The organism is Noviherbaspirillum suwonense (assembly GCF_900182955.1).
GTDB lineage: Bacteria > Pseudomonadota > Gammaproteobacteria > Burkholderiales > Burkholderiaceae_D > Noviherbaspirillum_A > Noviherbaspirillum_A suwonense.
Map to the genome: position 1 here is coordinate 1 of NZ_FXUL01000040.1, position 26,045 is coordinate 26,045.

General features: G+C 58.6%; 19 protein-coding genes and 4 pseudogenes. 16 read left to right on the top strand and 7 right to left on the bottom strand.

Translation table 11 applies throughout. From position 1 onward, the window contains the following. Positions 1-233 precede the first annotated feature (233 nt). Positions 234-1,259 carry a phospholipase A gene (locus tag QOL82_RS27770; RefSeq protein WP_283445574.1) on the top strand — a complete coding sequence of 342 codons (1,026 nt, stop codon included), beginning with the start codon at positions 234-236 and terminating at the stop codon, positions 1,257-1,259. A 72-nt stretch (positions 1,260-1,331) separates the two neighbouring features. Here QOL82_RS27770 and QOL82_RS27775 read toward each other — a convergent pair whose 3' ends face one another. After that, on the bottom strand, positions 1,332-2,045 hold the full coding sequence (locus tag QOL82_RS27775; protein WP_283445575.1) for a GGDEF domain-containing protein: 714 nt from the start codon (positions 2,043-2,045) through the stop codon (positions 1,332-1,334). A gap of 46 nt (positions 2,046-2,091) precedes the next feature. Then, positions 2,092-2,310, bottom strand: coding sequence for a hypothetical protein (locus tag QOL82_RS27780; protein ID WP_283445576.1), 219 nt, complete (start codon positions 2,308-2,310; stop codon positions 2,092-2,094). Between QOL82_RS27780 and QOL82_RS27785 the strand changes: the two genes are divergently transcribed. Together QOL82_RS27785 and QOL82_RS27790 are read left to right on the top strand one after the other, a co-directional pair. After that, positions 2,292-2,987: an IS6 family transposase gene (locus QOL82_RS27785; protein ID WP_283445577.1), complete on the top strand. Its 696-nt coding sequence runs from the start codon at positions 2,292-2,294 to the stop codon at positions 2,985-2,987. The genes QOL82_RS27780 and QOL82_RS27785 overlap by 19 nt on opposite strands. Positions 2,988-3,071: 84 nt before the next feature. Then, positions 3,072-3,404, top strand: a complete 333-nt coding sequence (locus QOL82_RS27790; protein WP_283445578.1) for an IS66 family transposase — start codon at positions 3,072-3,074, stop codon at positions 3,402-3,404. Positions 3,405-3,474: 70 nt separating this feature from the next. Here the strand turns inward: QOL82_RS27790 and QOL82_RS27795 are convergent, their stop codons facing one another. Beyond that, the gene (locus tag QOL82_RS27795; RefSeq protein ID WP_283445579.1) at positions 3,475-5,043 is read right to left on the bottom strand and encodes a sensor domain-containing diguanylate cyclase; all 1,569 of its coding nucleotides are present in this window, start codon (positions 5,041-5,043) and stop codon (positions 3,475-3,477) included. Positions 5,044-5,343: 300 nt separating this feature from the next. On the opposite strand from QOL82_RS27795, the gene QOL82_RS27800 reads away from it, so the two are divergent. Together QOL82_RS27800 and QOL82_RS27805 are read left to right on the top strand one after the other, a co-directional pair. Next, complete coding sequence (locus QOL82_RS27800) at positions 5,344-8,406, top strand: ATP-binding protein (RefSeq protein WP_283445580.1); 3,063 nt, start codon at positions 5,344-5,346, stop codon at positions 8,404-8,406. Positions 8,407-8,588: 182 nt separating this feature from the next. Continuing rightward, positions 8,589-9,833 (top strand): IS701 family transposase, encoded by a 1,245-nt coding sequence (locus tag QOL82_RS27805; protein ID WP_283445581.1) that lies wholly within the window; start codon positions 8,589-8,591, stop codon positions 9,831-9,833. A gap of 165 nt (positions 9,834-9,998) precedes the next feature. Here QOL82_RS27805 and QOL82_RS27810 read toward each other — a convergent pair. Next, positions 9,999-10,106 (bottom strand): annotated as a pseudogene (locus tag QOL82_RS27810) (SDR family NAD(P)-dependent oxidoreductase); the annotation flags it as partial. A gap of 250 nt (positions 10,107-10,356) precedes the next feature. Further along, positions 10,357-11,655, bottom strand: coding sequence for a family 1 glycosylhydrolase (locus tag QOL82_RS27815; protein WP_283445582.1), 1,299 nt, complete (start codon positions 11,653-11,655; stop codon positions 10,357-10,359). Positions 11,656-12,103: 448 nt separating this feature from the next. Between QOL82_RS27815 and QOL82_RS27820 the strand changes: the two genes are divergently transcribed. Together QOL82_RS27820 and QOL82_RS27825 are read left to right on the top strand one after the other, a co-directional pair. Beyond that, positions 12,104-12,307, top strand: coding sequence for a transposase (locus QOL82_RS27820; RefSeq protein WP_430438562.1), 204 nt, complete (start codon positions 12,104-12,106; stop codon positions 12,305-12,307). Between the two features lie 214 nt (positions 12,308-12,521). Continuing rightward, positions 12,522-12,968 (top strand): IS4 family transposase, encoded by a 447-nt coding sequence (locus QOL82_RS27825; RefSeq protein WP_430438563.1) that lies wholly within the window; start codon positions 12,522-12,524, stop codon positions 12,966-12,968. 23 nt (positions 12,969-12,991) lie between these two features. Here QOL82_RS27825 and QOL82_RS27830 read toward each other — a convergent pair whose 3' ends face one another. Further along, positions 12,992-13,657, bottom strand: coding sequence for a TetR family transcriptional regulator (locus QOL82_RS27830; RefSeq protein WP_283445583.1), 666 nt, complete (start codon positions 13,655-13,657; stop codon positions 12,992-12,994). 220 nt (positions 13,658-13,877) lie between these two features. Here QOL82_RS27830 and QOL82_RS27835 point away from each other — a divergent pair, with 220 nt between their 5' ends. The 4 genes and pseudogenes from QOL82_RS27835 (at position 13,878) to QOL82_RS27850 (ending at position 20,816) form a co-directional block, all read left to right on the top strand. Beyond that, on the top strand, positions 13,878-15,077 hold the full coding sequence (locus tag QOL82_RS27835) for an efflux RND transporter periplasmic adaptor subunit (RefSeq protein WP_283445584.1): 1,200 nt from the start codon (positions 13,878-13,880) through the stop codon (positions 15,075-15,077). A 12-nt stretch (positions 15,078-15,089) separates the two neighbouring features. Next, positions 15,090-18,242 (top strand): efflux RND transporter permease subunit, encoded by a 3,153-nt coding sequence (locus QOL82_RS27840; protein WP_283445585.1) that lies wholly within the window; start codon positions 15,090-15,092, stop codon positions 18,240-18,242. Continuing rightward, positions 18,242-19,657, top strand: a complete 1,416-nt coding sequence (locus QOL82_RS27845; protein ID WP_430438566.1) for an efflux transporter outer membrane subunit — start codon at positions 18,242-18,244, stop codon at positions 19,655-19,657. Before QOL82_RS27840 ends, QOL82_RS27845 begins: the two co-directional genes overlap by 1 nt. Before the next feature lie 190 nt (positions 19,658-19,847). Beyond that, positions 19,848-20,816, top strand: a pseudogene (locus tag QOL82_RS27850) (IS5 family transposase). Between the two features lie 73 nt (positions 20,817-20,889). Here QOL82_RS27850 and QOL82_RS27855 read toward each other — a convergent pair. Further along, complete coding sequence (locus QOL82_RS27855) at positions 20,890-22,233, bottom strand: IS4 family transposase (RefSeq protein ID WP_283445587.1); 1,344 nt, start codon at positions 22,231-22,233, stop codon at positions 20,890-20,892. A gap of 251 nt (positions 22,234-22,484) precedes the next feature. Here QOL82_RS27855 and QOL82_RS27860 point away from each other — a divergent pair. The 5 genes and pseudogenes from QOL82_RS27860 (at position 22,485) to QOL82_RS27880 (ending at position 25,701) form a co-directional block, all read left to right on the top strand. After that, a protein-coding gene (locus QOL82_RS27860) for an IS5 family transposase (RefSeq protein ID WP_430438564.1) occupies positions 22,485-23,245 on the top strand; the annotation gives its coding sequence in 2 pieces (ribosomal slippage) (positions 22,485-22,818 and positions 22,818-23,245; 762 coding nt in all). A gap of 105 nt (positions 23,246-23,350) precedes the next feature. After that, positions 23,351-23,536, top strand: a pseudogene (locus QOL82_RS27865) (ABC transporter permease); the annotation flags it as partial. Between the two features lie 24 nt (positions 23,537-23,560). After that, positions 23,561-24,024, top strand: a pseudogene (gene mlaD, locus QOL82_RS27870) (outer membrane lipid asymmetry maintenance protein MlaD). Then, positions 24,021-25,010 carry an MlaA family lipoprotein gene (locus QOL82_RS27875; RefSeq protein WP_430438565.1) on the top strand — a complete coding sequence of 330 codons (990 nt, stop codon included), beginning with the start codon at positions 24,021-24,023 and terminating at the stop codon, positions 25,008-25,010. The pseudogene mlaD and the gene QOL82_RS27875 overlap by 4 nt, the downstream one beginning before the upstream one ends. Before the next feature lie 52 nt (positions 25,011-25,062). Next, positions 25,063-25,701, top strand: a complete 639-nt coding sequence (locus tag QOL82_RS27880; protein ID WP_283445589.1) for an MlaC/ttg2D family ABC transporter substrate-binding protein — start codon at positions 25,063-25,065, stop codon at positions 25,699-25,701. Positions 25,702-26,045: the final 344 nt, after the last annotated feature.

Below are 26,045 nucleotides of genomic sequence, written 5' to 3' on the forward strand. Positions count from 1 at the left end.
AGAGGTCGGGAAATGACGACGCTCGCGCGTTGCTGGGCACATTCAAATGCTTGGCTCGCTGATGACGGCGAAATCACGTGTTATTCGAGGTGCCCGTTAGTGGTGGTTTGAAACTTCCACTTCCACTCTGCCACATCTGATACCGTCAAGGGTGGGGCGTCCATTCCATTGGGATTGGAGTACAATCTGCGCTTTTTGCGCTTTCAAGACCTGCATTGATTTTCTTGACAACCATGTTGATTCCGCCCGGCCGCCTCCTGCTCTCCTTTCTTTTACTGGCCTTGGGCACGAGCCACGCCGCCGTCGGCGGCATGGCAGCCTGCGCCGCGATCGCGCCCGACGGCGAGCGGCTGGCCTGCTATGACCGTGAGAGCGGCCGTTTGGCGCCGCAGGCGCCTCCCGTCCCGGCCCAGCCGCAGGCTGCAGCACAGGTCGATGAATCATCGCCATCCACTGCGGGCGCCAGCTTTCTGTCCCGCCACTGGGAACTGGACGACGCCGACAAGCGCGGCACGTTCCGCTTTCGCCCTCACAACGACAATTACCTGCTGCTTGCCAGCCTGAATCCCGCGCCCAACGGCGCGCCGTTCCGGCCGACCAACCCGCTGTCGTCGCGTTCGGCGGTCGGCCCCAGCCATGTCGAACTGGCTTTCCAACTGGGCTTCAAGACCAAGCTGGTCGAGCGCGCTGCCGGCAGCCGCGGCGACCTGTGGTTCGGCTACACCCAGCAAAGCTACTGGCAGGCCTACAACGCGGCTGCATCGCGGCCGTTTCGCGAGACGAATTATCAGCCCGAGCTGATGGCGGTGCTGCCGCTGGACATGACCCTCGGCGGCCTGCGCGCCCGCTTCGTCAATGTCGGCCTGGTCCACCAGTCCAACGGCCAGTCCGGCACGCAGTCGCGCAGCTGGAACCGGCTGTATGCGCAGCTCGGCGTGGAGCACGGCGCGCTCGCGCTTAGCGCCAGGCTTTGGCGGCGCCTGGATGGCGGCGGTAACGATGACGACAACACGGACATCCTCGACTACATGGGCCGCGGCGACATCAGCGCAAGCTGGCGCCAAGAGGGCCATGAAGTATCGCTGACCGCGCGCCGCAACTTCAGCACGCGGCATGGCGCGTTGCAGGCGAGCTGGGCGTTTCCGGTGGCAGCGGGACTGAAAGGGTATGTGCAGCTGTTTTCAGGGTATGGGCAAAGCCTGATCGACTACAATTATGCGCAAAAGGCGCTGGGGCTGGGGTTCCTAATCGACTTCTGACGTCCATGCACGGCTGCGCGGGAGTGGATGCACAGGAGAACAGCCGTCCTGCGATTTCGTCGTAACGCCTGCCTACTGGTGCAAGACGAAACCAGGGCCATCTGCATTGTGCCCTGCGACCCGGTCGCGCCCTGCATGCTTGGCCGCATACAGCGCGTCGTCGGCAGCCTTGACGAAGGCGTCAGGCGTCTCGAAGCGATGCGCGCCATCGCCATGCGACGCCATGCCGAACGAGGCAGTGACCGTGATCAGGCGTTGCTCGTACCTGACCATCAGTCCCGAGACCACGCTCTTCAGGCGCAGCAGGAGCTTGCCGGCCGAGGCCAGCGATGTGCCCGGCAGCACCAGCGCGAATTCCTCGCCGCCGAAACGGGCGAACAGGTCTTCCTGGCGCAGTTCCTTCATGATCATTCGCACCATGGCGATGAGCACCATGTCGCCGGCCTGGTGGCCATAGGTGTCGTTGACCGATTTGAAATGGTCGATGTCGAGCAGCGCAACGGTCAACGGCCAGCCGTGGCGATTCGACAGTTCGAACTCGCGCCGGACCACTTCCTCAAAATGGCGCCGGTTATGCGCTCCCGTTAGGGCGTCGCGTTGCGCCCGCGCTTCCATTTCACGTATTTCGTGGACCTGCTGCGTGACCAGCAGTTCCTTCGCCCGTGCCAGGATGGACGCCGCCTCGGACTGCCGCAACAACGTGATGTCGAACAGTTCCTCCATCGCCGGCGCTTCGCTGGCCAGTTTTTTCAGCACGTCGGAGATGGCCGCGGCGTCCAGGCCCAAGCGACCGGCGACGACGGCGCGGCTTGCACTCGCAGGGTTCCCGGGGTTAGAGTACGAGGTCGGCCACCGGGCCGGAAGCGGCGATGCAGGCATGCATGCCAGGCTCGGGCTGCAGCGCATGGCTGGCCAAGCAGGCCTGCGCCATGTAGTCCGGCAGTTTCCGGCGCGCCAGCAGCCAGTGTCCGGTCTCGTCGTGCCCGCAATCGAAGGCCGCGCGTTCGGCTTCAAGCAGCGCGTCGTTATCGCTTGCCGCCGTATACCTCACAGAAGGTTCTCAAGCGATTGCATTATCCACTCGAGATCATGTTGACCTGCGTGCACTTGTACGTCGCTTATCGGCTGAGCATGCCGCACATCGAGGAAATGATGCAGGAGTGTGGCGTATTTGTCGATCACACGACCATCCACCGCTGGGCGCTCATGATTCTGCCGGTGCTTGCCGCGGCCTTCCGTCGCCGCAAGCGCCCGGTCGGCAACAGTTGGAGGATGGATGAGACCTATGTGCTAGTCGGCGGCCAGTGGAAGTACCTCTATCGCGCCGTCGACCGTGACGGCGCCACTGTCGACTTTTTGCTCACGGCCAAACGCGATCTAGCAACAGCGCGCCGCTTCCTGGAACGCGCCATCGGTCAGCACGGCTTGCCCGACAAGGTCACCATTGACAAAAGTGGTGCCAACACCGCTGCTGTCAAACATATTCAGGCCGATACTGGCGCGCCGAGTGAACTGCGTCAGGTAAAGTATCTGAACAACATCGTCGAGCAGGATCATCGGGCCATCAAGCGCATCATCCGACCCATGCTAGGCTTTCAGTCTTTTCGTTACGCGCGTATTCTGTTGGCAGGTATTGAAACGATGCATATGATCAAAAAAGGTCAGCTTGACTGCCTCGACAAGCAAGTTGCTTCTGCCGCAGACCAGTTCTATTCTTTGGCTGCCTGACCTCTCCGCCGCTACGCACATCTGCTCGCCCTTACTCCTTTATTGCAACAGAACCCCAGTTCGTTCACCTCGATTGCTGGAGCCATGCTTGGCTGGGCTTCGTCAGGGCCGAGGAGGCCATCCCGAAGGCAGTGCGATCGAAGGCAGCTGCCGACCCGCTTCGTCACGCTGATCGCGAAACTGTATGTCGCCGAGGCGCGCAGCGCAAAATGGGACGCCAGTCGGCGACGGCGCCTGCGCGCCCGCTATAGCAGACGGGTGCTCGAACGCATCGAGCAGCTGCTCGTGGCGCATCGCGATGGCGTTGTGTCGGGCAGCCTGCTGGGCAAGGCCTTGCAGTACCTGAGCAGCCTGAGGCCCTGGTTGGTTCGCTACGTAGAGAACGGTGCGTGGCCGATCTCTGCACGCAGACCCTGAAACTGGAGCCATTCAGAAATTGCAGCAGGGATGAGCGGCACATTTGGCTATTGCTTTTATGCGACTAGAGTCAGGCTGATAGGTGAAGTCCGCTAGCGCTCGCACAGACGACTTGGCCTTTGCCAGCATCCTTCGCCTGGTACATTGCCAAGTCAGCCATTCTCAGCAGTTCGTGCTCAACGGCGCCTGATTCTGGGTAGCTGGCCACCCCAATACTGGCCGAAATACGAACCGCTTCGCCTTTGAAGTTATAGGGCTCCGATACAGAGCGAATCAGGGTATTAGCTATTTTCGCAGCAGTCTTGCCTGGTGTGCCAATCAGAATCACTGCAAATTCGTCGCCACCGAACCGTGCAGACATGTCCGAATCGCGCACCTCGCTGCGCAAACGCTGGGCAACCTCGCACAGAATCGCATCGCCAGCAGCATGGCCATGGATATCATTGACGGGCTTGAAGCCGTCCAAGTCGATGTACAAAACCGAGAACTGGGTGCCGGCCAGCGCCGATATGGCAATCTGCCTGCTGACCAAGTCATTGAACAGGGCGCGATTTGGCAGACCGGTCAGGACATCATGAGTGGCTTGGTGTTGAGCGGCCTGGAGCATGAGAGACGCTTGGCGTAGAGCAGCGCCCACCTCTTTGGCTTCTTTTAGCCGTAGCGACGGAATGACCACATCTTTGCCTTGGCCCAATGCCAGCGCCGGCGCCCTTAGTCCTCTAACGGGCAGCGCAATGCGGGTTGCGACAAAGCTTGCCACGCCGATGCTGCTTAGTAACAAAACCATGATGGCCAAGGCCAGCCATCCAACCTTCTTGCGCATCTCTCCCGTCAGACTGGCAGACGGAATGCCGATGGCGACGGACCAATTCGATACGGCAGAGCGACTAAACATGCCCAGCACCTGGGTGCCCTCGCTTGTCGTACCTTCAAACCACCCCTGGTTGTCGAACTTCATCGCGTCTAACAAGTCCGCAGATGCCTGTTTTCCGGAAAAGCGGGACATGTCATGAGTGCGGGCGACAATGGTGGACTGGCTGTCGATAATAGCGACAATCCAGTCAGGTGCCAGCTGCTGCTGCTTGAGCAGGCGCGCGAGCTGGTTGGGACTGATATATGCGCTCAGGTTGTAGATGTGCTTACCCGCCCGCCGCACCGGGATGCTGACAGCGATAAGTGCTTGGTTACTAATCGTGTCCTTTATCAGCCCAGAAATCACAGGGCCATTTGTCTCATCAAGCAAACGCAAATTTGTCCTGTCGCTTATCGGTGGCCGTTCGCCAAAAGGCAGGCCACTGTTCAAAAGTTGCTTACCTTGCAAGGTGGATAGTACGAGGTTTTGCATAAAGCCGCTGCTCTGGATCTCCGACATTTGCGCGTAGAAAGCAGGCAAATCCTTTTTTGACAGGCTGGGCGATGTCGCCAGCGCGCGCAGTGTGGTTTCAATACTAGAAAATTCCTTGTCAACAGAATAGGCGATGGTTCGGGCTGTCATCACCGAGCTGTCAATTTGGGCATCACGGGCACGCAGGTAATCATATGACAACAAGGCGAAAGCAATGAGCGACGCCGGCATAATGCAGATTGCCACCAGAAGAACTAAAGCGGACTTGATAGAGAAGTCAAAGCGGAGGGTCATACGGAAGGTCACAGTAAACGGCACAAGAAATATTGCGTACAAGATACTATAAAAATGGGGTATTACTCTGGCGTTCCGAGTCTTAAAGCGCATGGACAGCAAGTTGAGTCAAGAATCTTTTTCAACCGTGGTTTTCCTTGCACATCTTTAGGGATGTAGCCCGCAATTCAGCTACTTAGGTCTTAAAAGCTGCTCATTCCATATTTTTCACTGATTACCATCGTTAGATGTCTTCTTTAACGGCTTACAATACCATTGCAACTTCAAGCCCAAATGACAGATAGCCTAAGGAATTGAGAGTTGGCCCCGCAACAGAAGTGCGAGAGCGTAATCCATCAAGTACATTTAGACAGTATGCAACCATCGTTTGATTTCCTCTCCAACGGTGGAGAGATGGGCACATTAATGTGCGCGAAAAACTGGAGCAGCACCGTACTTGGCTCACCTAACCAGTGGCCAGAAATCCTGAAAACCTCCTTGCGGCTGGTTCTCACGTCAAACCATCCAATGTTCATTTGGTGGGGGGCCGACCTCATCCAGTTTTATAACGATGCTTATCGGCAGACCATGGGCCCGGAACGTCACCCAAGCGCCCTTGGGCAACATGGCAGAGACTGCTGGGGCGAAATCTGGGACATTATTGGTCCACAGATTGACTCTGTCATGAACGGCGGACCCGCGACTTGGCACGAGGACCAGTTGGTTCCAGTGACACGGCACGGCCACCGTGAAGACGTCTGGTGGACGTATGCCTACAGTCCAATTCAGGATAGTGCCGGCGTCCGCGGCGTCCTAGTCGTGTGCAACGATGTTACTGCCGAGCATCAGTCTAAAGACGCATTGAAACGTCTGAATCAGAAATTGCTCAGGGAAGCGCAACAACGTGAAAAGCTCAACCAAGCTTTGGTCGAGGAAGTAAGACAAAGAGAAAAGATAGAACAGCGGCAAACTCTGCAGTTAAAAATAGTCGATGCCCTGCGCGGGCTAACTGATGCTAATCAGGTTGCAGCGACAGCATTCCGACTTCTGGGAGAGTACCTGGAGGTCTCCTGCATCATTTACGCCGAAATTGACGAAACCGAAAGCGTTTTCCGAATTCAGCATGCGTGGCAGCAGAAAGGTTTGCTCAGCCTGGCAGGCGTCATGAGTGGTTTGGTGGAGGTCGGAGCAGAAGTCATGGCCTCGTTGCGGAACGGGCATGTTGTTACTGTCCAGGATACACGCACCGACTCCCGAACGACCCGGCACGCACCGTTCTACGAACGCCTGGGAACGCGGGCTTTTCTAATGACGCCAGTCTTAAAAGACCAACACCTGGTTTCGGTCATGGCGCTGCACCAGACGACGCCGCATAAATGGTCATCAAGTCAACTACCGCTGATTGAAGAGGTTGCCGAACGGGTCTGGAATGCAATTGAACATGCGCATGCACAGGCACAGCGCCGGCGCGCAGAAGAGATGTTGCTTCAGGAGCGCAGAGAAGAAAGTGAACGTCTGCGGCGCCTGTTCGCACAAGCGCCCGGCTTTATGGCCATCCTGCGCGGGCCGCAACATGTTTTCGAATTTGCCAACGCCGCTTATCTGCGCTTAGTGGGGGAACGTGAACTCCTGGGCCTGAGCGCCCTGGAGGCTTTGCCCGAAGTTGAAGGGCAAGGGTATTTCGAACTGTTGGACCAGGTATACGCATCAGGCAACCCGTATTCAGCATATGACGTGCCACTGATAGTGCAGCGCTCTGACGATGTGGATACAACGCAGACTTTTGTCGATTTTGTATATCAGCCTATCATTGAGGGGAGTGGCAGCGTCACTGGTATTTTCGTGGAAGGCGTGGACGCTACCGAGCGACATGCTGCGAAGGTAGCCTTAGAGGCAAGTGAAGCGCGTTTGAAAGAGGGGTTAGTTGCTGCTCGGATGGTCGTTTGGGACTGGAATTTGCAGACCGGCCGAGTGACTTTTTCAGAAAATTCGACAAACGTCTTCGGCGGAAACCGGTCAAAGATGCCAGATGTTTGGAAATCCTTCCATCCAGACGACTTGGCGGAACTGACCAAAGCCCGTATCGCCGCAATTTCAGCCTGCGGCGAGTATGAGTGCATCGTCCGCTTCGTTCGGCCTGCCGACGGCAGCAAGCGGTGGCTGCAAATTCAAGGCAAAGTGCTTTGTGACAAAGACGGATTTGCCTATGCCATTCGTGGCGTGGCGATTGATGTGACTGCACGAAAACAGGCAGAGGAAGCGCTTAAAGAGGCTGACCGTCGGAAAGACGAATTCCTCTCGATGCTTGCCCATGAGCTTCGCAATCCACTCGCGCCTCTTAGTTCGGCGGCCCAGCTATTGAAAGCGGTACCTGGGAATGTAGAACGCGTGATTCAAACGAGCGGAATCATCACGCGGCAGGTTGAACACATGACCAGCCTCATCAATGACCTGTTGGACGTCTCCCGCGTTACAACCGGGATGGTCACGCTTGACAAGCAGGTCTTCGACGTGAGGCAGGTTATAGCTGAGTCCGTCGAGCAGGTTTTCCCCTTTATACAGACCCGAGCGCACCGCCTAATCGTCCAGGAGCCGTTAGCGCCGATGCTTGTCGAAGGCGACCGCAAGCGCCTTGTCCAGGTCATCACCAATTTGCTGCAAAACGCGGCAAAGTACACGCCGGAAGGCGGAATCATTACGGTTAGCATCGCGCTGATGAGCCACGAAATTGCCATCAGTGTGCGGGACAACGGTATCGGGATTGACACTGCGTTGCTGCCATATGTTTTTGAGCTTTTTACTCAGGCAAAGAGGACGTCTGACCGGTCGCAGGGCGGCTTGGGACTTGGGCTTGCGCTGGTTAAGAGCCTCGTCACACTTCACGGTGGGCGGGTAACGGTCTCCAGTGAAGGAACGGACAAAGGAGCTATTTTTACTGTGTACCTACCCGTATTCAATACCGCGATTGATGACGACTTTCACCATGAAAAGGGCGTAAGTTCTTCCACCCAGGGGGAATCGTTGCGCCTATTGGTAGTAGATGATAACGTTGACGCCGCCAATGCATTGGCCATGTTCTTGGAGGCTGCCGGTCACCAGGTCGCTGTAGAACACGGTCCCATCTCAGCGCTTGAGCAGGTGAAAACCGCCGCTTATGACGTTTTTCTGTTGGATATTGGCTTACCCGGTATGGACGGAAACGAGTTGGCCCGCCGCTTGCGACTGATTCCCCAGGCGGCACACGCGACGCTGATAGCGGTCACCGGCTATGGAAAGCAGTACGACAAGGAAACGTCGCTTGCGGCCGGTTTTGATTACTACTTTGTCAAACCGGCTAGCCCTGCCAAGCTCGTGGAAGTTCTCTCGAAAATTAAGCCAAGCTAAGGGATAGCTCTTCTATTGCGCGAGGGCGAAACGGACCATCCTTGGCAGGGACTTTTGACGACTTCTGGGAAGCCCCAAGAAGACGTCGTCAAGTCAGCGGACTGAGTCACAAGGCCGTCTAACGCTACTTTGTTAACTTTCTAGATTTTGCTGCTAAAACAGAGGCAGGAGGTATCGCTGCCATGTCTAGCTATCGCCCTTGTCCACCTGCACCCGGCCCTCTTGAAGCCTACGCAGTACAGTTTGACTCCGTCTTTAATCGTCTTTCCCAGCGTCAAAGCTTTCGTACTTACCTGGCCGGTTTATTGCTGCCGCGGGATCGGCCGAAGACATTAACTGCCATTGCTGGTGCAGAACCGTGGATCCAGGCGCAGAATCCCAAAGTGCAGCAGTTACAGTTCTTTTTATCTGAATCGGTCTGGGATGCCAGTGCGCTTGCAAATCGCACGGTTGAATTGCTCATGAATGAACCGGCAACAGCGCCGACTGCCGATGGGGTACTGGTACTGGACGACACCGGGGACCGCAAAAAGGGATCGGCAACCGATCATGTAGGGCGTCAATATCTTTGCTCGGTCGGCAAGGTGGACAATGGCATTGTCGGGGTAACCACCCTGTGGGCCAACGAGCAGCATTACTATCCGCTGCATGTTCTTCCCTATACGCCAGCCGACCGATTTGAAGAAGGCAAAGAGGATCCGGCGTTCCGTACCAAGCCCCAGCTGGCGCTCACGCTGATCGAATCAGCCCTGGCTGCCGGCGTGGCATTCAAGGCCATCGTGGCCGATGCTTTCTACGGTGACCATATTGGACTTCGCGTGTCCTCACGCAGCGTGGCTTGCCGTATGTTGCTTTCACATAGCGGCCAAAAAAGCCAGGGCTGGGCTCGTGCCGAACTGGCCCATTCGTTCAAGGATGCGGCCGAAGACACGTCGCTGCGAGACTGGCATGCAATAACCCGTCAATTCCGGGATGGCCATCGTGAACGCTGGTGGGCTACTGAGCTGACGCTGTTCGGCTATGGCCCCAACAAGCCAGTACGCGCCATCTGCGCTACGACTGACCGACGTACCTTGCCCGAGAAGGCCACCTGGTATTTGACGACGAACCTGACCGGTGAGCAGGCATCGTTGGCTGAAGTCGTTCGGTTGTATGGCCTACGCATCTGGGTTGAGGAAAGCCACAAGAGAATGAAGGATGAATTGGGGTGGGCCGACTTCATGGTGCGTAGCGATCGGGCGATTCGCCGCCACTGGGCCTTGGTGTGCTGTGCCTTTGCCTTCTGCTGGTGGCATGAGGCATATAGCGCAAGAGTCGTCGACGCCAGCACCGAAATGCTCTCGGCGCCCCCACCTGAGAAAGCACCAATCAGGCGGAAAAAAAATCCAGCAGCAGCCCGTAGTCCCGGCTTACCCACGCTGGCCTAAGGCCCTACGCGCAGTGCGAGCTTGGCTGGCCCCGATACACTGGCTCACACGTTACTGGCAAGCCTTCTTCGACAGGCCCCCACCAAACATGCTCGTGCAATTCATTAGCACCTTTAAAGATGGACGTGGCATAAACCTCTATTTCTCAACCTAACAAAGTAGCGCTAGCACCACCGTTGCCCCGAGCGCCGAGAGGTGACGTGCCGTAGCTTCGCCAAGCCCGCTGTTTGCGCCGGTAATGATAACTACTTTGTCTTGAATGTTGTTGTCCACTAGAAAATCCTCTCGGGTGGTCGTTTCGCGAACGGCGATCCTAGCATAGGAGCTGCAGCGGTGTGATCCAGACATGCGCCGCCTGCTTCCCGGAGATTATTGACAATTTTCCCTTGTACTATTCACCGGCGCGCGGGCAACTGTCTTCCGAAAAAAATTTTCCCACGCATTTCTCTGGGGAAGGGGCGCATACAGAACAGTCGTTGCACTTCAGTCTTGAAACCGTCCCCATAAAATCCTCCAATCGTTGTTACTGTGTATTGGACGGAGCGTCTGTAACATCTGTCGCGATTCCGAACATTGCGGGTGGCTTGAACGATGCCGTCCGCTCATTACCAGGCATGACGATGGGTACTTGCAGGCAGACGCTCTGCGTTGGCAATACTTCATGCCAGTCCACAATCAGCTTCTTGTAAGCGCTGCCGACCGGGCGGATCTTACGGTCGAGATCATATAGTCCGAGCGCATTAACGTGGCCATTGTTTTCACGCAGGGCGCAGTCCCAGTCGACCTGGTCAGTCAGCGAATACCAGGTGAACCCAACGATTGGGACTCCGTCGTTCCTGACTCGCAGGACGTTGGCCCATTCTTTCCAAAGCCAATTCACCGCTTCGTTTCCCTCTGGACCTTGGCAAATGTTGGTTTCCGTATGCATGACAGGCAACTGGTAACGGTCGTAGTACATATTCGTAATGACTGAATACCCAAAGATTTCGCCCGATGCGCGGCTTGCTCCGCTCGTACTAACCAAGTGTTCATTCGTGATGTAATAATCGTTACCCATGATGCAATGGTGCTTCAGTTGGTTATCCAGGAAAAAATGGTATTCCTCACGGGTCATGCCGTTATCGAGCAAATATTCGTACATTTCGGAGTCGACACGACGGCCATAATTCAGGTCCAGTGAGAGAAAGCGGCGGGCATTCATTAGCTCCGCTGGTCCGATCGCTTGCGGCTTTTCAGCATGAAAATATTCCGAGGACTCGCTCTGTATAAATATGGCGTCAGGCCGCACTTTTAAGATCGCTCGCATAGCAAGCACGTTTGCCTTGACCAAGTGCTTTAACGCGGTCACAAAACCGCGGTCGGTTGTCTGCTGCTCGTTCCACCACCCATAGAGCCCGGAAAATAGTGCACAAATGTAGATCTCGTTGACTGGCGTGTAAAGCTGCACCCACGGGTAGCGTTGGGCAAACGCAGCGGCATATTGCGCAAAAAGTAGGGGGAAATGGGGATTTTGGAAGTTTCCTATCCAATCCGGCACACCAAAATGGCAGAGGTCGACTATGGGCACGATTTGCAATTCGCGCAAGCGCGCAAACGTGGCGTCGCAAAAGTCCCAGTCATAGTTGTTGGCACCGAGGAACGTGCGATAAAGAGGAGGCCCGTATCGCAGGAACTGGATACCCAGTTCCTTTACCAATGCGAAATCGGTTTCCCAGTACTGGTAATGACCGCATTTTTCAAGCTCATCTACTCTCACCCGACCACCATTGATTGTAGGTATGCTGTTTTCTATCCCAGTAGCAAAGAGAAATCCGGAAGACATTATGCGTACCTAAAAAGGTTACCTAATCGGAGGATCTCGCAGCATCGATCTGCTGCAGTTGCTAACGGAGCACCTGCTTTATCAGTGTGTGTTTTCTGTCTTTTGAATGTACTTAACTGAAATTCAAGAATCCTTGACAACCAAATATCGTATTACATTTATGTGGCTCCTTGCCATAAGGACTATACCTTCGGATAATAGTTCCATCAGGCCACAGAACCGTGATGACTTATACCAATCTCGAGCCATGACATTCCATGGTCAGAAGGCAGATTTGCCCAGGTGCGTTTGCATAGTGAACGGATAGCACCAGGGATTTGAGTGAATTTAGTCCAAGCCTCGCAGCAGGCATTGACGATGTGCTCGTAAATGTCATAGCAACGATTGGCCAGATCTCGATCCCGTAACTGCTGCCAGACTTGTTCAGTAGGATTATAAGCATGCCAAAGTGAAAACATGGCTGGCTCAACATCCCCGCTTTCATCTCCACTTCACACCAACGTACAGTTGGTGGCTCAATCAAGTCGAGCGATGTTTTGCACTGACCACTGAGCGCGCTATTCGGCGCAATTCTTTCCCCAGCGTACGCGAACTCAAGCAGCAGATCGAACTGCTCGTCACGCTTTATAACGCGGATGCCCCGCGTTTCTAATGGGCCGCAACCGTCGATTCAATTCTGCAAAACATCGAGCGCGCCGCGAAACGTATTTCTGCGACAGGACAGTAGATCGACTGGCAGACAAGACGGCGACCAGTATTCCCCTTGTCTGCAACGGTTGGGCTGAAACGCAGGCGGCCTCCTAATTTCTGGCGAACGAGGATATTAACTGGGAAGATATTCTGGCACCTCATTTCGGCTGTACGCAGTGGCGACCGTCGCACTCATCGATTGGTATCGTTGCTGGTGGGAATTGGAAATCTTCTTTGCCGTGCTGAAAAACGGCTGCAAGGTCGAGGCACTACACCTGTCGAGTATCAAGCGGCTGGAACTGGCCCTGGCGCTGTTCATGATCATCGCCTGGCGTGTCCAGAGGCTCATGCGCCGGGGCAGGACCTGCCCGGAGATGGATTGTGAAGTGATGTTCGAGGGTGACGAGTGGCAGGCTGCTTACATCGTGGCGCCCAAGCCGATGCCAAAACAACCGCTGTCGTTAAACACGGTGGTGCGCCTCATTACCAGCTTCGGCGGCTTCCTGGGACGTAAAGGTGACAGTGAACCCGGCGTCAAAACCATCTGGACTGGCCTGCAACGGGTGACGAATTTCGCTGCCGGAATTCGCGTTTATAAGGCGGGAGAGATTTGTGTGCAATGAGGTGCGGTAAATGTCAACACGCGCTAAAGAGAAGTTTTTTGGATTAAGCCTTTGGCATTGCGCCGTAAAGAATGAGCCGACTGTAGAGTATTCACGGCGGCATCAATCATGTTCTCAGCATATAGGTCTAAAGATTCCGTATCTCGCGTGAGCAACCATGTGTTGATTAGCCCTTCAACCTGGGCTTGGAACATTATGCTGGCTAATCGAGTATCAAGGTCAGGAGCCAACTGGCCTTTGGCTATTGCATTGCAAAGAATTCGCTCAATGTTGGAACGGGCTTGCATAAAAAGTACTTTTTGTCGTTCATATATCGGACCGGCCGCCTCAACATATTCGCATTTGTGATAAATGATATCGAGCACATTACGGAAATGTGGGTCTTGGGAAATTTTGTTGAGTAGAAATAAACACGTCTTTTGCAGTTGCCCTAATGGGTCTTCATGGCGTTCATCTTTAGCGGCTGCAGCCATTTCTTCCATTGGTAACCGCATTCGTTCGCACATCGCATCGAAGAGATCGCTTTTATTTTCGAAATGCCAATATATTGCACCTCGGGTAACTCCTGCGCGCTCGGCCACATCAGCTAATGATGTTCGCGAAACGCCATTTTCATGAAAAGTCTTCTCTGCGGCGTCCAAGATACGTTCTCTTGTCACCAGTGCTTCTTCTTTAGTAGTTCGAGCCATGCTCTTTCCAATTTTTAGCAGGATTTACAGACCAAGAAATTGGTCTAGTCAAACAAACATATGCGAATGTATATATAATAGCAGACTTCATTTGGCGTAAAACGGATTCGAGCACTTGTTTCTTAGTAGCCAGTAGACTACTTGCCAATCTGAAATTTTTTAATTTCTGCCTTGATTTTTCCATGAACTACGCCATGCACCTATTTTTTGCGAGATATCCATGACAGTATTCCGAACCTCTTCCCTGGCAGCTGCCACCCTCGCGCTGCTGGCGCTGGGCGCCTGCGGCGACAAGAAATCCGATGCCCAGGCCAAGCCGGCCGCGCCGCCGCCGCCCGAAGTGTCGGTGGTGACCGTGGCGCCGGAGCGCGTGGCGATCACCAATGAACTGCCGGGCCGGCTCGAGGCCACCCGCAGCGCCCAGGTCCGGGCGCGGGTACCAGGCATCGTGCAAAAGCGTTTGTTTACCGAAGGCAGCGATGTGAAGGCCGGCACTGTGCTGTTTCGCATCGACCCGGCGTCGCTGCAAGCGTCCCTGGCCAATGTGCAGGCCGCGCGCTCACGGGCCGAAGCCAACCTGGCGCAGGCCAGCCTCAAGGTGAAGCGCTATGCGCCGCTGGTGCAGACCAATGCGATAAGCCGCCAGGAATACGATGACGCGCTGGCCGCGCAAAAGCAGGCGCAGGCCGACCTCGAAGCCGCCCGCGCCAGCCAGCAGACCGCCAGCCTCAACCTCGGCTACGCCACCGTGGTCGCACCCATTTCAGGCCGCATCGGCCGTGCCCAGGTGACCGAGGGTGCGCTGGTCGGCCAGGGCGAAGCCACGCCGCTGGCCACCATCCAGCAGCTAGACCCGATTTACGTCAACCTGACCCAGTCCTCCATCGAACTGCTGAAGCTGCGCCAGGCGATGTCCGCCGGCAAGCTCAAGACTGTGGGCCGTGACCAGGCCAGCGTATCGCTGGTGACCGAGGACGGCACTGCCTACCCGCAAACCGGCAAGCTGCTGTTCTCCGACCTGGCGGTGGACCAGAGTTCGGGCGCCATCACGCTGCGCGCCGAGTTCCCCAACCCCGACCGCTTCCTGCTGCCCGGCATGTATGTGCGGGCGCGGCTGGAGCAGGCGGTCAACGAGTCGGCGATCACGGTGCCGCAGCAGGCGGTACAACGCGACAACAACGGCGCGTCGGTGATGACGGTAGGCGCCGACGGCAAGGTCGCGCCGCGGCCGGTCAAGACCGGCAGCGTGCAGGGCGACAAGTGGATCGTCACCGATGGCTTGAAGCAGGGCGACGTCGTTATTGTCGAAGGCCTGCAGAAAGTCCAGCCGGGCGCCGTCGTCAAGCCGGTGCCGTGGAAGCCCGCCGCCACCGGTACGACGGCGCCGGTCGCCGCGGCCGCGCCAGCCAACCCGAAATAAGGAAGCCGCACCATGGCAAAATTTTTTATCGATCGCCCGGTCTTCGCCTGGGTGATTGCCCTGTTCATCGTGCTGGCCGGCCTGCTGTCGATGCGCACGCTGCCGATTTCGCAGTATCCGACCATTGCGCCGCCGTCCATCGTCATCAATGCGACCTACCCGGGCGCCTCCGCCGCCATCCTCGACGACAGCGTGACCAGCCTGATCGAGCAGGAGCTCAACGGCGCCGACGGCCTGCAATACATCGAGTCGCAGAGCCAGTCCAACGGCACCACCGCGGTCACCGCGACCTTCCTGCCGGGCACCAACCCGGACCTGGCGGCGGTGGACGTGCAGAACCGCATGAAGCGGGTCGAGCCGCGGCTGCCGGATGCAGTCCGGCAGCAGGGCGTGCAGGTGACCAAGTCGCGCGCCAACTTCCTGCTGTTTACCACCCTGTCCTCGGTCGACGGCCGGCTCGATCCGATTGCGCTGGGCGACTACCTGTCGCGCAATGTGTTGAATGAAATCCGGCGCGTGCCGGGCGTGGGCCAGGCCCAGCTGTTCGGCACCGAGCGCGCGATGCGGATCTGGATCGACCCCGCCAAGCTGGTCGGCTACAAGCTCAGCACCGCCGATGTCTCGACCGCCATCCGCAACCAGAATGCGCAGGTCGCGTCCGGTACGCTGGGCGACCTGCCCAGCCCGAACAACCAGCAGATCTCGGCCCAGGTCGTGGTCAGCGGTCAGCTGACGTCGGCCGAGGAGTTCGGCGACATCGTGCTGCGCGCCAATCCGGACGGCTCGACCGTGCGCCTGTCCGACGTCGCCCGCATCGAGATCGGCGGCCAGGCCTACGCCACCGCCGCGCGCCTCAACGGCAAGCCGACCGCCGCCATCGGCGTGCAGCTGTCGCCGACCGCCAATGCGCTGCAGACCGCCGAGCTGGTGAAGGCCAAGATGGCCGAGCTGTCTAAGTTCTTCCCGCAGGGCGTGAAATACGATATCCCGTACGACACCTCTACCTTCGTCAAGATCTCGATCGAGGAAGTGGTCAAGACCCTGGTCGAGGCGATGATTCTGGTGTTCCTGGTGATGTACCTATTCCTGCAGAACTTCCGCTACACGCTGATCCCGACCATCGTGGTGCCGGTGGCGCTGCTGGGGACGTTCGGCGTCATGGCCGCCTTCGGTTATTCGATCAACGTGCTGACCATGTTCGGCATGGTGCTGGCCATCGGCATCCTGGTCGACGATGCGATCGTGGTGGTGGAAAACGTCGAACGCATCATGAGCGAGGAAGGCCTGTCGCCGCGCGACGCCACCCGGAAAGCCATGGGCCAGATCACCGGCGCCATCATCGGCATCACGCTGGTGCTGGTGGCGGTGTTCATTCCGATGGCCTTTTTCGGCGGCGCGGTCGGCGCGATCTACCGCCAGTTCACAGTGTCCATGGTGTCGTCGATGATGTTCTCGGCACTGCTGGCGCTGACGCTGACGCCGGCGCTGTGCGCGACCATCCTGAAGCCGGTGGAAAAGGGCCACCACGTCGAGAAGCGCGGCTTCTTCGGCTGGTTCAACCGCGGCTTCGGCCGCACGGCGACCAGCTACCAGGGCTTCGTCGCCCGCATTCTGAAGACAGCCGGGCGCTACATGCTGATCTACGGCCTGATCCTGGTGTGCGTCGGCTTGCTGTACACCCGCCTGCCGACCTCCTTCCTGCCGGCCGAGGACCAGGGCTATGCAGTGACCAACATCCAGCTGCCGCCGGGCGCATCGGCCAATCGCACCGCGGACGTGATCCAGCAGGTCGAGCAGTACTACATGAAGGAAAAGAACGTCGCCAACATCGTCGCGGTGAGCGGCTTCAGCTTCTCAGGCAGTGGCCAGAACGCCGCCTTGGCGTTCACGCCTTTTATCCCGTGGGATGAACGCAAGGGCGCCGACCAGGGGGTGACGTCCATTGTTGGCCGCGCGTTCGGCGCACTGTCGCGGATCAAGGACGCGATCATCTTCCCGGTCAATCCGCCGCCGATTCCGGAACTGGGCAATGCGACCGGCTTCACCTTCCGGCTGCAGGACCGCGCCGGCCTCGGCCACGCGGCGCTGCTCGCCGCGCGCAACCAGTTGATGGGCATGGCCGGCAAGAGTCCGGTGCTGGCGGGGGTGCGCCCGGAAGGACTGGAAGACACGCCGCAGCTGCAGTTGAACGTCGACCGCGACAAGGCCAATGCGCTGGGCGTGGCTTTCGCCGACATCAACGCCACGCTGTCGACCGCCTTCGGCTCGTCGTACATCAACGACTTCCCGAATGGCGGCCGCCTGCAGCGCGTGATCGTCCAGGCCGACGCCGAGGACAGGCTGCAGCCGGAAGACATCGGCCGGCTGTATGCACGCAACGCCGCCGGCGACATGGTGCCGTTCTCGTCCTTTTCCAGCACCAGCTGGACCACCGGCCCGGTGCAGCTGACCCGCTACAACGGCTACCCGGCGATGAAGATATCCGGCAATGCCGCGCCGGGACGCAGCACCGGCGAGGCGCTGACCGAGATGGAAAACCTGGCGGCCAAGCTGCCGGCCGGCTTCGGCTTCGAATGGACCGGCCAGTCGCTGGAAGAAAAGACCTCCGGCTCGCAAGCGCCGGCGCTGTTCGCGCTGTCGCTGCTGGCGGTGTTCCTGGTGCTGGCGGCGCTGTACGAAAGCACCACGATCCCGCTGGCCGTCATCCTGGTGGTGCCGCTGGGCCTGCTCGGCGCGCTCTTGGGCGCGACCATGCGCGAACTGCCCAACGACGTCTACTTCAAGGTCGGCCTGATCGCCACCATTGGCCTGTCGGCCAAGAACGCGATCCTGATCATCGAGTTCGCCAAGGACCTGCAGGCCGAGGGCATGGGCCTGATCGAGGCCACGCTGGAGGCGGTCCACCTGCGCTTCAGGCCCATCATCATGACCTCACTCGCTTTCATACTCGGCGTGCTGCCGCTGGTAGTGGCGTCCGGCGCGGGCTCGGCCAGCCAGCGCGCCATCGGCACCGGCGTGATGGGCGGCATGATTACCGCAACTCTGCTGGCTGTTTTCCTGGTGCCGGTATTCTTCGTGGTCGTGCGCAGCCTGTTCAAGGGCAGCGAGCGCCAGCGCAAGATGTACGCCGCCCACCGCCTTCATCCCGAAGAGGAACAAATATGATGAATAACCCTGTCCGCCTGCTGCTGGCGACAGCCGCCGCCGCCATGATCGCCGGTTGTTCGCTGACGCCGCAACTGGCGCGCCCCGACGCGCCGGTGGCGCCAGAATTTCCGCCGCATGCGGAACCAGCACCAGGCCTGACGCCGGCACGCCCGGCGGTTGACATCGGCTGGCGCGAATTCTTCCCGGACGCGCGGCTGCAGGCGCTCATCGCCAGCGCGCTGGAAAACAACCGCGACTTGCGCACCGCGGCGCTGCGCATCGAGGAAGCGCGTGCCCAGTACAACGTGCAATCGGCCGACCTCCTGCCCAATGTGAACGCCGGAGTCAGTGGCGGCCGCAGCCGCACGCCCGGCGGCCTGTCGGCCACCGGCAGGCCGCTGATCGCGAATGTCTACCAGGTCGGCCTCAGCCTGGCCTCGTTCGAGCTCGACTTCTTCGGCCGCGTGCGCAGCCTGAATGAAGCGGCGCTGGCCGCCTACCTGGCAACCGAAGAAGCGCAGCGCGCCGCGCAGATCAGCCTGGTGGCCGAAACCGCCAAGGCTTATTTGAGCGAGCTGGGCGCCGGGGAACAGCTGGTGCTGGCGCAACGCACGCTGGAAGGCCGCGAGCAAGGCTACAAGCTGGCCAAGCAGCGTTTCGATGTCGGCGCCTCGTCGGCGCTGGACCTGCGCCTGAACGAGACCCTGGTGCAGTCGGCCCGGGTCTCGGTGCTGCAACTGCAGCGGCAGCGGGCGCAGGCGCGCAATGCGCTGACGCTGCTGGTCGGCACGCCGCTGGGCGACCTGCCTGTTGGCGCCGACCTGTCTTCGCAAAACGTGGTGACCGCTATTCCCGCTGGCCTGCCATCCGACCTGCTGACCAACCGGCCCGACATCCGCGCCGCCGAGTCGCGGCTGGTGGCGGCCAATGCCAACATTGGCGCAGCGCGCGCGGCCTTCTTCCCGCGCATCTCGCTGACTGCTGCGCTGGGCACGGCCAGCACCGCCTTGTCCGGCCTGTTCGATGCCGGCTCGATGTCCTGGTCGTTCACGCCGCAGCTGGCGCTGCCGATCTTCGACGCCGGCCGCAACCGCGGCAACCTCGATCTCGCCGTGGTCCGCCGCGACCTCGCCGTCACCGACTACGAGCGCACCATACAGACCGCATTCCGCGAGGCTGCCGATGCGCTGGTGGCCCGCGGCACGCTGGACGAACAGGCCGAGGCGCAGCGCCTGGTGCGCGAGGCTCAGGCCGACCGCCTGAACCTGGCCGACCAGCGCTTCCGCGCCGGCGTCGCCAGCACGCTGGACGTGCTGGATGCGCAGCGCGAACTGTTCACCGCAGAGCAGAGCCTGGTGCAGACCAGGCTGCTGCGGCTGACCAATTCGGTAGACCTGTACCGAACGCTGGGGGGCGGCTTACACGAAAATTAGCCAAGCTATTTTCGCGAAATTCGGCGAGTGTTTAACGCCACAACTCAGACGCGTTGATGAAACGCCGGTCAACACGCAGCCTGGCCGGCGCTTCTGTTTGAACACAATCTAACGCATTGCTGAACAAGTAAACGGATTGAGGTAGTAAAAACGTTATTAGGACTGATTACAACAAGCGCGGCGACGACCAATGAAACAGCAGACTCTGGCAATCGCAGCAGGCCAAGGTTTTGGACGGCATCGCAAACCTACCAGGTGCGATGTGTTTCTGGAGACGATGAATCGGGTGGTTCCATGGGAACCATTGTGCACAGTCGTCGAGCTGTATTACCCGAAGAAGGGAAATGGTCGGCCGCCAATTGGGCTGGAGCGCATGCTGTGCACTCATTTCCTGCAGCACTGATTTGGCTTGGCCGATCTCGCCTGTAAGGAATCGCTTTACGACAGCGCCAGCCTGCGGCGCTTTGCCGGCATTGACCTGGGATGCGAAGCCGTGCCGGGTACGACTACGATGCTCAAATTCCGCCAGCCTGCTGGAACAGCGCAAACTGGCCGAGTGTCTGTTTGCGGAAGTAGGTCGGGTGCTGCAAAGCAGCGGCATGACGCTCAAGACGGGCACGATCGTCGATGCGACGATCATTGCCGCACCAAGTTCGACCAAGAACGCTGACAGGCAACGCGATCCTGAGATGCATCAGGCCAGGAAAGGACAGCAATCGTATTTCGGGATGAAGCTGCATATTGCCGTGGACAGCCAGAGCGGCCTGGCGCACAGCGCTGTGGTCAGGCCGGCCAATATCCATGACAAGCATCCATTGCCCGATCTGCTGCATGGACAGGAGCGACGCGTGTATGGCGACAGCGCCTATGCCAGCCAAAAGGAACTGATCCGTGGCAAGGCGCCAAAGGCAAAGGATTTTACGAATGAGCGCATACGCAGAGCCGGATAAGTCGATCAAGCCAAACGGGCAAAGAATCGTAACAAGTCAAAATTCGTGCCCGGGTAGAACACGTGTTTGCCGTAGTCAAGCGGCTGCGGGGTTTTAACAAGGTGCGCTATCGAGGCTTGGCCATGAATGCCAGCCGAGCCTTTACGACGCTTGCGCTGGCCAATATTTACCTGGCACGCCGTCAGCTGATGGCACCGGTTCGCCTATAGTGGGCGAAGCAGGCTGAAAAGCCTGGAGTAACCGCCGTTAAAGGGCTAAAAATAGGGCGTTAAACCCACCTCATTACACACAAATCTCTCCGGCCTTATAGGCGCGAATTCCGGCAGCGAAGTCCATCACTCGTTGCAAGCCAGTCCAGATGGTTTTGACGCCGGGTTCGCCGTCGCCTTTACGGCCAAGGAAACCACCGAAGCTGGCGATGAGGCGCACCACCGTGTTTAACGACGGCGGTTGTTTTGGAATCGGCTTGCGCGCCACGATGTAGGCTGCCTGCCACTCGTCACGCTCGAACATCACTTCACAATCCATCTCCGGGCAGGTCCGACCCAGGCGCATGAGCATCTGGACACGCCAGGCAATGATCATGAACAGCGCCAGGGCCAGTTCCAGCCGCTCGATACTCGACAGCTGCAGTGCTTCAACCTTGCAGCCGTTCTTAAGCACATCAAAGAAGATTTCCACTTCCCATCTGCAGCGGTACCAATCGATGAGTTCTGCACTTTCCTCCAGCGTCGTGGCACAACGATTGGTCAGCAGACGCCACTGGATCGGCTTGACGCCATCGGGTGCCCCTGTCTCCTGTGCGACTACAGCAGTGACCTCGATGGCTTGCCCATCCGGTCCCGGCAGCGTACAGCGCCGGGCCGACACCTGCTGCGCCACTTGGCGTGCCTTCTGTCCTTTACGCGCTGGCAGATAAAACCGTAGTTCGCCGAGTACATGCGTTTCGGCAAAGCCGTCCCACAGTTTTTCCTGCCGGCCAGCCAACTTGCGGTTATAGGCGGAGCGAATCAGCCAGTCCACCGGCGTGCCCAATGCACTGGCCTGGGCCATCCAGTCGAGGAAATCACTTTCCCGATCGGCTACGTACACCAGGCGCGTCTCTGGCAGCAAGTTGGCTTGCTCTGCCAGGCGGGCATATCCTTCCAGCCAGCGACAGCTTTCTTTGGCGCCTGCAGGCAGGCTGCGACTGGCCGTCTTTGATGCATCCCGCACCCACATCCAGGCGTCGAGCACGCCGAGTGGTTCACGCTCGGGGCTGACGGCATAGGTCGGATGCAGATACATGCCGCGTTGGGCAGCAAAGCTTAGCGTGCCCAAGCCCTCGGTCTGCTGGCCGTTAAAGTTCAGTTCGGTCGTATCCTGAATGCACAGCACCACCGGCCGACCTCGCATGCGCTGCTGCGTACAGCCGAAATGAGGTGCCAGAATATCTTCCCAGCCAATCTCTTCCTGTGCCAGAAACCGGTAGGCCGCCTGCGTCTCAGCCCAGCCGTTGCAGGCATGGGGAATGCTGGCCGTCGGCTTGTCAGCCAGCCGATCCAGCAGCGTCACGGAACGCTTGTTGAGCCGCGCATCGCCCAAATCGATCCCTGCCAGTTCTTGTGCTGCCCACTCCAGACTCATGGCGGCCTCCATCAAAAATCATGGGACCAGCCATCACGACTTTAGTTGTGTGAGTTGTGTGTAATGAGGTGCGTTAAACCCGACTTATTATCCAGATATCCAGATCAGATCATATAAATCAGTGCCACCGGAAAAAAGAAGGCTTGTTCAGCGTAGGGCGTGTCGTCAGTTGACAGCGGCAAATTTTATGCTTTTGTGAACGATCAGGCTGCATGGACATCTCTTTGTCAAGCTACAGGAGTTGCCAGTGAATGGGGCGACGTTATGCGCTGCGGGACGATCAATGGGACGTCATCAAGGGATTACTCCCTGGACGTGAAGAAACGGTGGGTGCCACAGTGCGAGATAACCGGCTTTTTGTCGAGGCAGTGCTGTATCGATATCGCGCGGGTAATCCCTGGCGAGATTTGCCGGAACGGTTTGGCGATTGGAAGAATGTGCATCGGCGGTTTAGCCGGTGGGCGCAAAGCGGTGTCCTGGAGGCGGTATTTGCCCATTTGGCCAGCGATGCGGACAACGAGTACGCCATGATTGACAGCACCATCGTTCGTGCGCATCAGCACAGTGCCGGCGCGGTTAAAAAAAAGACCAGGACCAGGCAATCGGACGAAGCAGAGGCGGGTTAAGCACCAAGATCCACGCCACCGTTGATGCATTGGGCAATCCGACGGGTTTCCATCTAACCGGTGGTCAGGCCTGTGATCTAGACGGGGCCGATGCGCTTCTTCCTGACATCAGTGCAAAAATCCTCCTGGCGGACAGAGGTTATGACGCCGACGTACGGGTACTTGAACCATTAGCCCGGGCCGGCAAGACCGCGGTCATACCGCCGAAACGCCATCGCACGAACCAGCGGTTCTATGACAAGCACCTGTATCAGGCACGACACCTCATTGAGAATTTCTTCGGCAAGCTCAAGCAATTCAGAGCCATTGCAACCCGCTATGACAAGACCGGTTGTAATTTTCTCGCCGCCATCCATCTCGCAGCAGCCACAATTTGGCTAACCTGAAAACATGCAATTGACGACACGCCCTAGCCCTAAGGAAAAAATTCGACAGAATCGTCATTTTTCTAGGCGCACAGATGTTTCATTCTGGCCCTGTTATCGGGGATCACTAACGGTGTGATCAAGAGCACCGTGTTCGGCGTGGCGGTGACCTTCATCGCGTTGTACCATGGCTATGAAACCAGGCCGACGCTGGGAGGCGCGGCCCGCGCCACCACCCACATTGTCGTTATCAGCTCCCTGACGGTGCTCGCGCTCGACTTCCTGCTCACGGCATTGATGTTCAATAAATAACAGTTATTAAAGCTAGAAATCCTCATGCAACGCAAATCACTGGATATATGGGTAGGCCTGTTCATCGTGCGGGCGCGGCGGCGCTGCTGTTTCAGACCCTGAAGGCAGGCAACATGAGCACGCTTTCCTTTGGCAAGACCTATGATGTCACGGGCTGCTTCGACAATATCGGCGGCTTGAAGCCCGGGCGCGCCGGCGTCGTGGTCGGGCGGGTCGACGATATCGGCCTCGACAGCAAGGCATTTCAGGCAGAAGTCCGGCTCAAGATGCAGACCGGCTATGCCTTTCCCAAGGACAGCTCGGCCAAGATCCTGACCTCGGGCCTGCTGGGCGAGCAATACATCGGCCTGGAGCCGGGCGGCGACACCAACAACCTGGCCGCCGGCGACCGGATTACCATGACGCAATCCGCGATCGTGCTGGAAAACCTGATCAGTCAATTTTTATTCAGCAAGGCCGCTGAAGGAAAAGAGGAAAAAAAACGATGAGATCCCCATCCCTTTTGCTGCCCACGCTGGGCCTGGCCGTCGTGCTGTGTGGCTGCGCCACCACCGCTGGCAAGGGCAACGCCGGCAGCACCGACGGCGCCGGCAGTGCCGGCAGAGCCGGGAGCGCCGCCGGTGCCGACATTGCCGATAGGGCCGCCTCCCGCAACCCGGTCGATCCGTACGAGCGCTTCAATCGCACCATGTTCAACTTCAACAACAAGGTGGACCAGTACGCGTTGAAGCCCGCCGCCACCGTCTACAAGCGCGTGCTGCCATCCTTCGTGCAGACCGGCGTCTACAACTTCTTCGGCAACCTCGGCGACGTCTGGACTGCGGTCAATAACCTGCTGCAGGGCAGGGTGGCCGACGGCGTGTCCGACGTCATGCGCTTTGCCGTCAACACCACCTTCGGCCTCGGCGGCCTGCTCGACATTGGCAGCGAGGCCGGGATGCAAAAGCACCGGCAGGACTTCGGCGCGACGCTGGGCGTCTGGGGCGTGCAGTCCGGCCCGTACGTGGTGCTGCCGCTGCTCGGTTCCTCGACCGTGCGCGATTCGGCCGCGCTGCCGGTCGATTTCGCCGGCGACCCCTGGACTTATGTGAATCCGGACCCGACGCGCTACATCGGCACCGCGGTGCGGGTGATCGACATGCGGGCCGGCGTGCTGGACGCGTCCAACCTGATCGAGGATGCCGCGCTGGACCGTTACGAGTTCATCCGTGACGCCTACCTGCAGCGCCGCGCCGGCAAGATCAGCAGCAACCGCGAGCGTGACGCCGACTCCAAGTACCGAGCGCTGCCCGACGATGACGATGTGGAGTCGAAATCCGACAACAGTTCGTCATTGAACGGCGGCTCGGCGGCACCATCTACGAAACCGGCGGGCAACAAGGATGCCCAAGCGGAAAAGGCGCCGGCCGCACCGGCCGCGTCCGGCAACCAGCCAGCATTCATACCCGCGCCATCTGGCGCACCCGCCAAATAAGCGCAGCAGCCGGCATTTGCCGGCGCCGCAGTCAACATCAGGAATCGACATCATGTTCAAGAAGCTCATCGCAGCAATCATTACCGTCGGCGTGTTCGGCTTCGCCGGCGCCGCCCATGCCCAGGAAGCGGCTGACGCTTTCGTCAAGCGCATCAGCCAGGAAGTGCTGGAAACGGCCAAGACCGACAAGGACATCCAGAGCGGCAACCAGCAGAAAATCCTGGAAGTGGTGCAGGCCAAGATTCTGCCCAACGTCGACTTCCAGCGCATGACCTCGCTGGCCGCCGGTCGTTACTGGCGTGAAGCCACGCCCAAGCAGCAGAAGCGCCTGACCGAAGAATTCCGCGACCTGCTGGTCTACACCTATGCCGGCGCGATCGCCCAGATCCGCGACCAGCAGCTGGAGTTCCGGCCGATGCGCAACGACCCGGCCGACACCGACGTCGAAGTGCGTTCGCAAGTCGTGCAGCAGCGCGGCGAGCCGATCCAGCTGAACTACCGGCTCTCCAAGTCCGGCAACAGCTGGAAGATCTATGACCTCAACGTGCTGGGCGCCTGGCTGGTGGAAACCTACAAGGGCAACTTCGCCAGCGAGATCAGCAAGGGCGGCGTGGACGGCCTGATCAAGACCCTGGCTGAGCGCAACAAGCGCCTGGCTGCCCGCGGCTTTAAGACCGGCAAGCCGTCCTGAATCCGATGGTCCTTGTCCGCCGAATCGCTGACGTTCGCCAATGCCAGGCTGGTGCTGACTGAGGTGTCCTGTCATAGATGGTCGCCCCAGTTTGCCAAGCCTTCAATCGATGATAGTAGGAAGGTAAGATTGCGGCCATAGATCCGGACTTTAGTTGAGGCTGTTGCCTCTGTCGGTCTTGGGCGTTCGCTATATTTCAGATGGTATGGACGTCTCCCCCGAAAGGGGCCGATGCGTAGACGAGGGGAACCTCGCAGCAACGGCATCATTGTGCCAAAGTGGAGATTCGTCATTACCACCTGAGCTGGAGGCTCCATCATGAAGCGTACCGCAGAACTGCCGGT

What these genes read in the sequence shown, in the direction of transcription:
- QOL82_RS27845 (WP_430438566.1), top strand. Translation starts at nt 18,242, where the DNA reads ATGAATAACCCTGTCCGCCTGCTGCTGGCGACAGCCGCCGCCGCCATG.
- QOL82_RS27815 (WP_283445582.1), bottom strand. Translation starts at nt 11,655, where the DNA reads ATGTCTTCCGGATTTCTCTTTGCTACTGGGATAGAAAACAGCATACCT.
- QOL82_RS27805 (WP_283445581.1), top strand. Translation starts at nt 8,589, where the DNA reads ATGTCTAGCTATCGCCCTTGTCCACCTGCACCCGGCCCTCTTGAAGCC.
- QOL82_RS27770 (WP_283445574.1), top strand. Translation starts at nt 234, where the DNA reads ATGTTGATTCCGCCCGGCCGCCTCCTGCTCTCCTTTCTTTTACTGGCC.
- QOL82_RS27840 (WP_283445585.1), top strand. Translation starts at nt 15,090, where the DNA reads ATGGCAAAATTTTTTATCGATCGCCCGGTCTTCGCCTGGGTGATTGCC.
- QOL82_RS27835 (WP_283445584.1), top strand. Translation starts at nt 13,878, where the DNA reads ATGACAGTATTCCGAACCTCTTCCCTGGCAGCTGCCACCCTCGCGCTG.
- QOL82_RS27880 (WP_283445589.1), top strand. Translation starts at nt 25,063, where the DNA reads ATGTTCAAGAAGCTCATCGCAGCAATCATTACCGTCGGCGTGTTCGGC.
- QOL82_RS27795 (WP_283445579.1), bottom strand. Translation starts at nt 5,043, where the DNA reads ATGACCCTCCGCTTTGACTTCTCTATCAAGTCCGCTTTAGTTCTTCTG.
- QOL82_RS27875 (WP_430438565.1), top strand. Translation starts at nt 24,021, where the DNA reads ATGAGATCCCCATCCCTTTTGCTGCCCACGCTGGGCCTGGCCGTCGTG.
- QOL82_RS27855 (WP_283445587.1), bottom strand. Translation starts at nt 22,233, where the DNA reads ATGAGTCTGGAGTGGGCAGCACAAGAACTGGCAGGGATCGATTTGGGC.
- QOL82_RS27830 (WP_283445583.1), bottom strand. Translation starts at nt 13,657, where the DNA reads ATGGCTCGAACTACTAAAGAAGAAGCACTGGTGACAAGAGAACGTATC.
- QOL82_RS27790 (WP_283445578.1), top strand. Translation starts at nt 3,072, where the DNA reads ATGCTTGGCTGGGCTTCGTCAGGGCCGAGGAGGCCATCCCGAAGGCAG.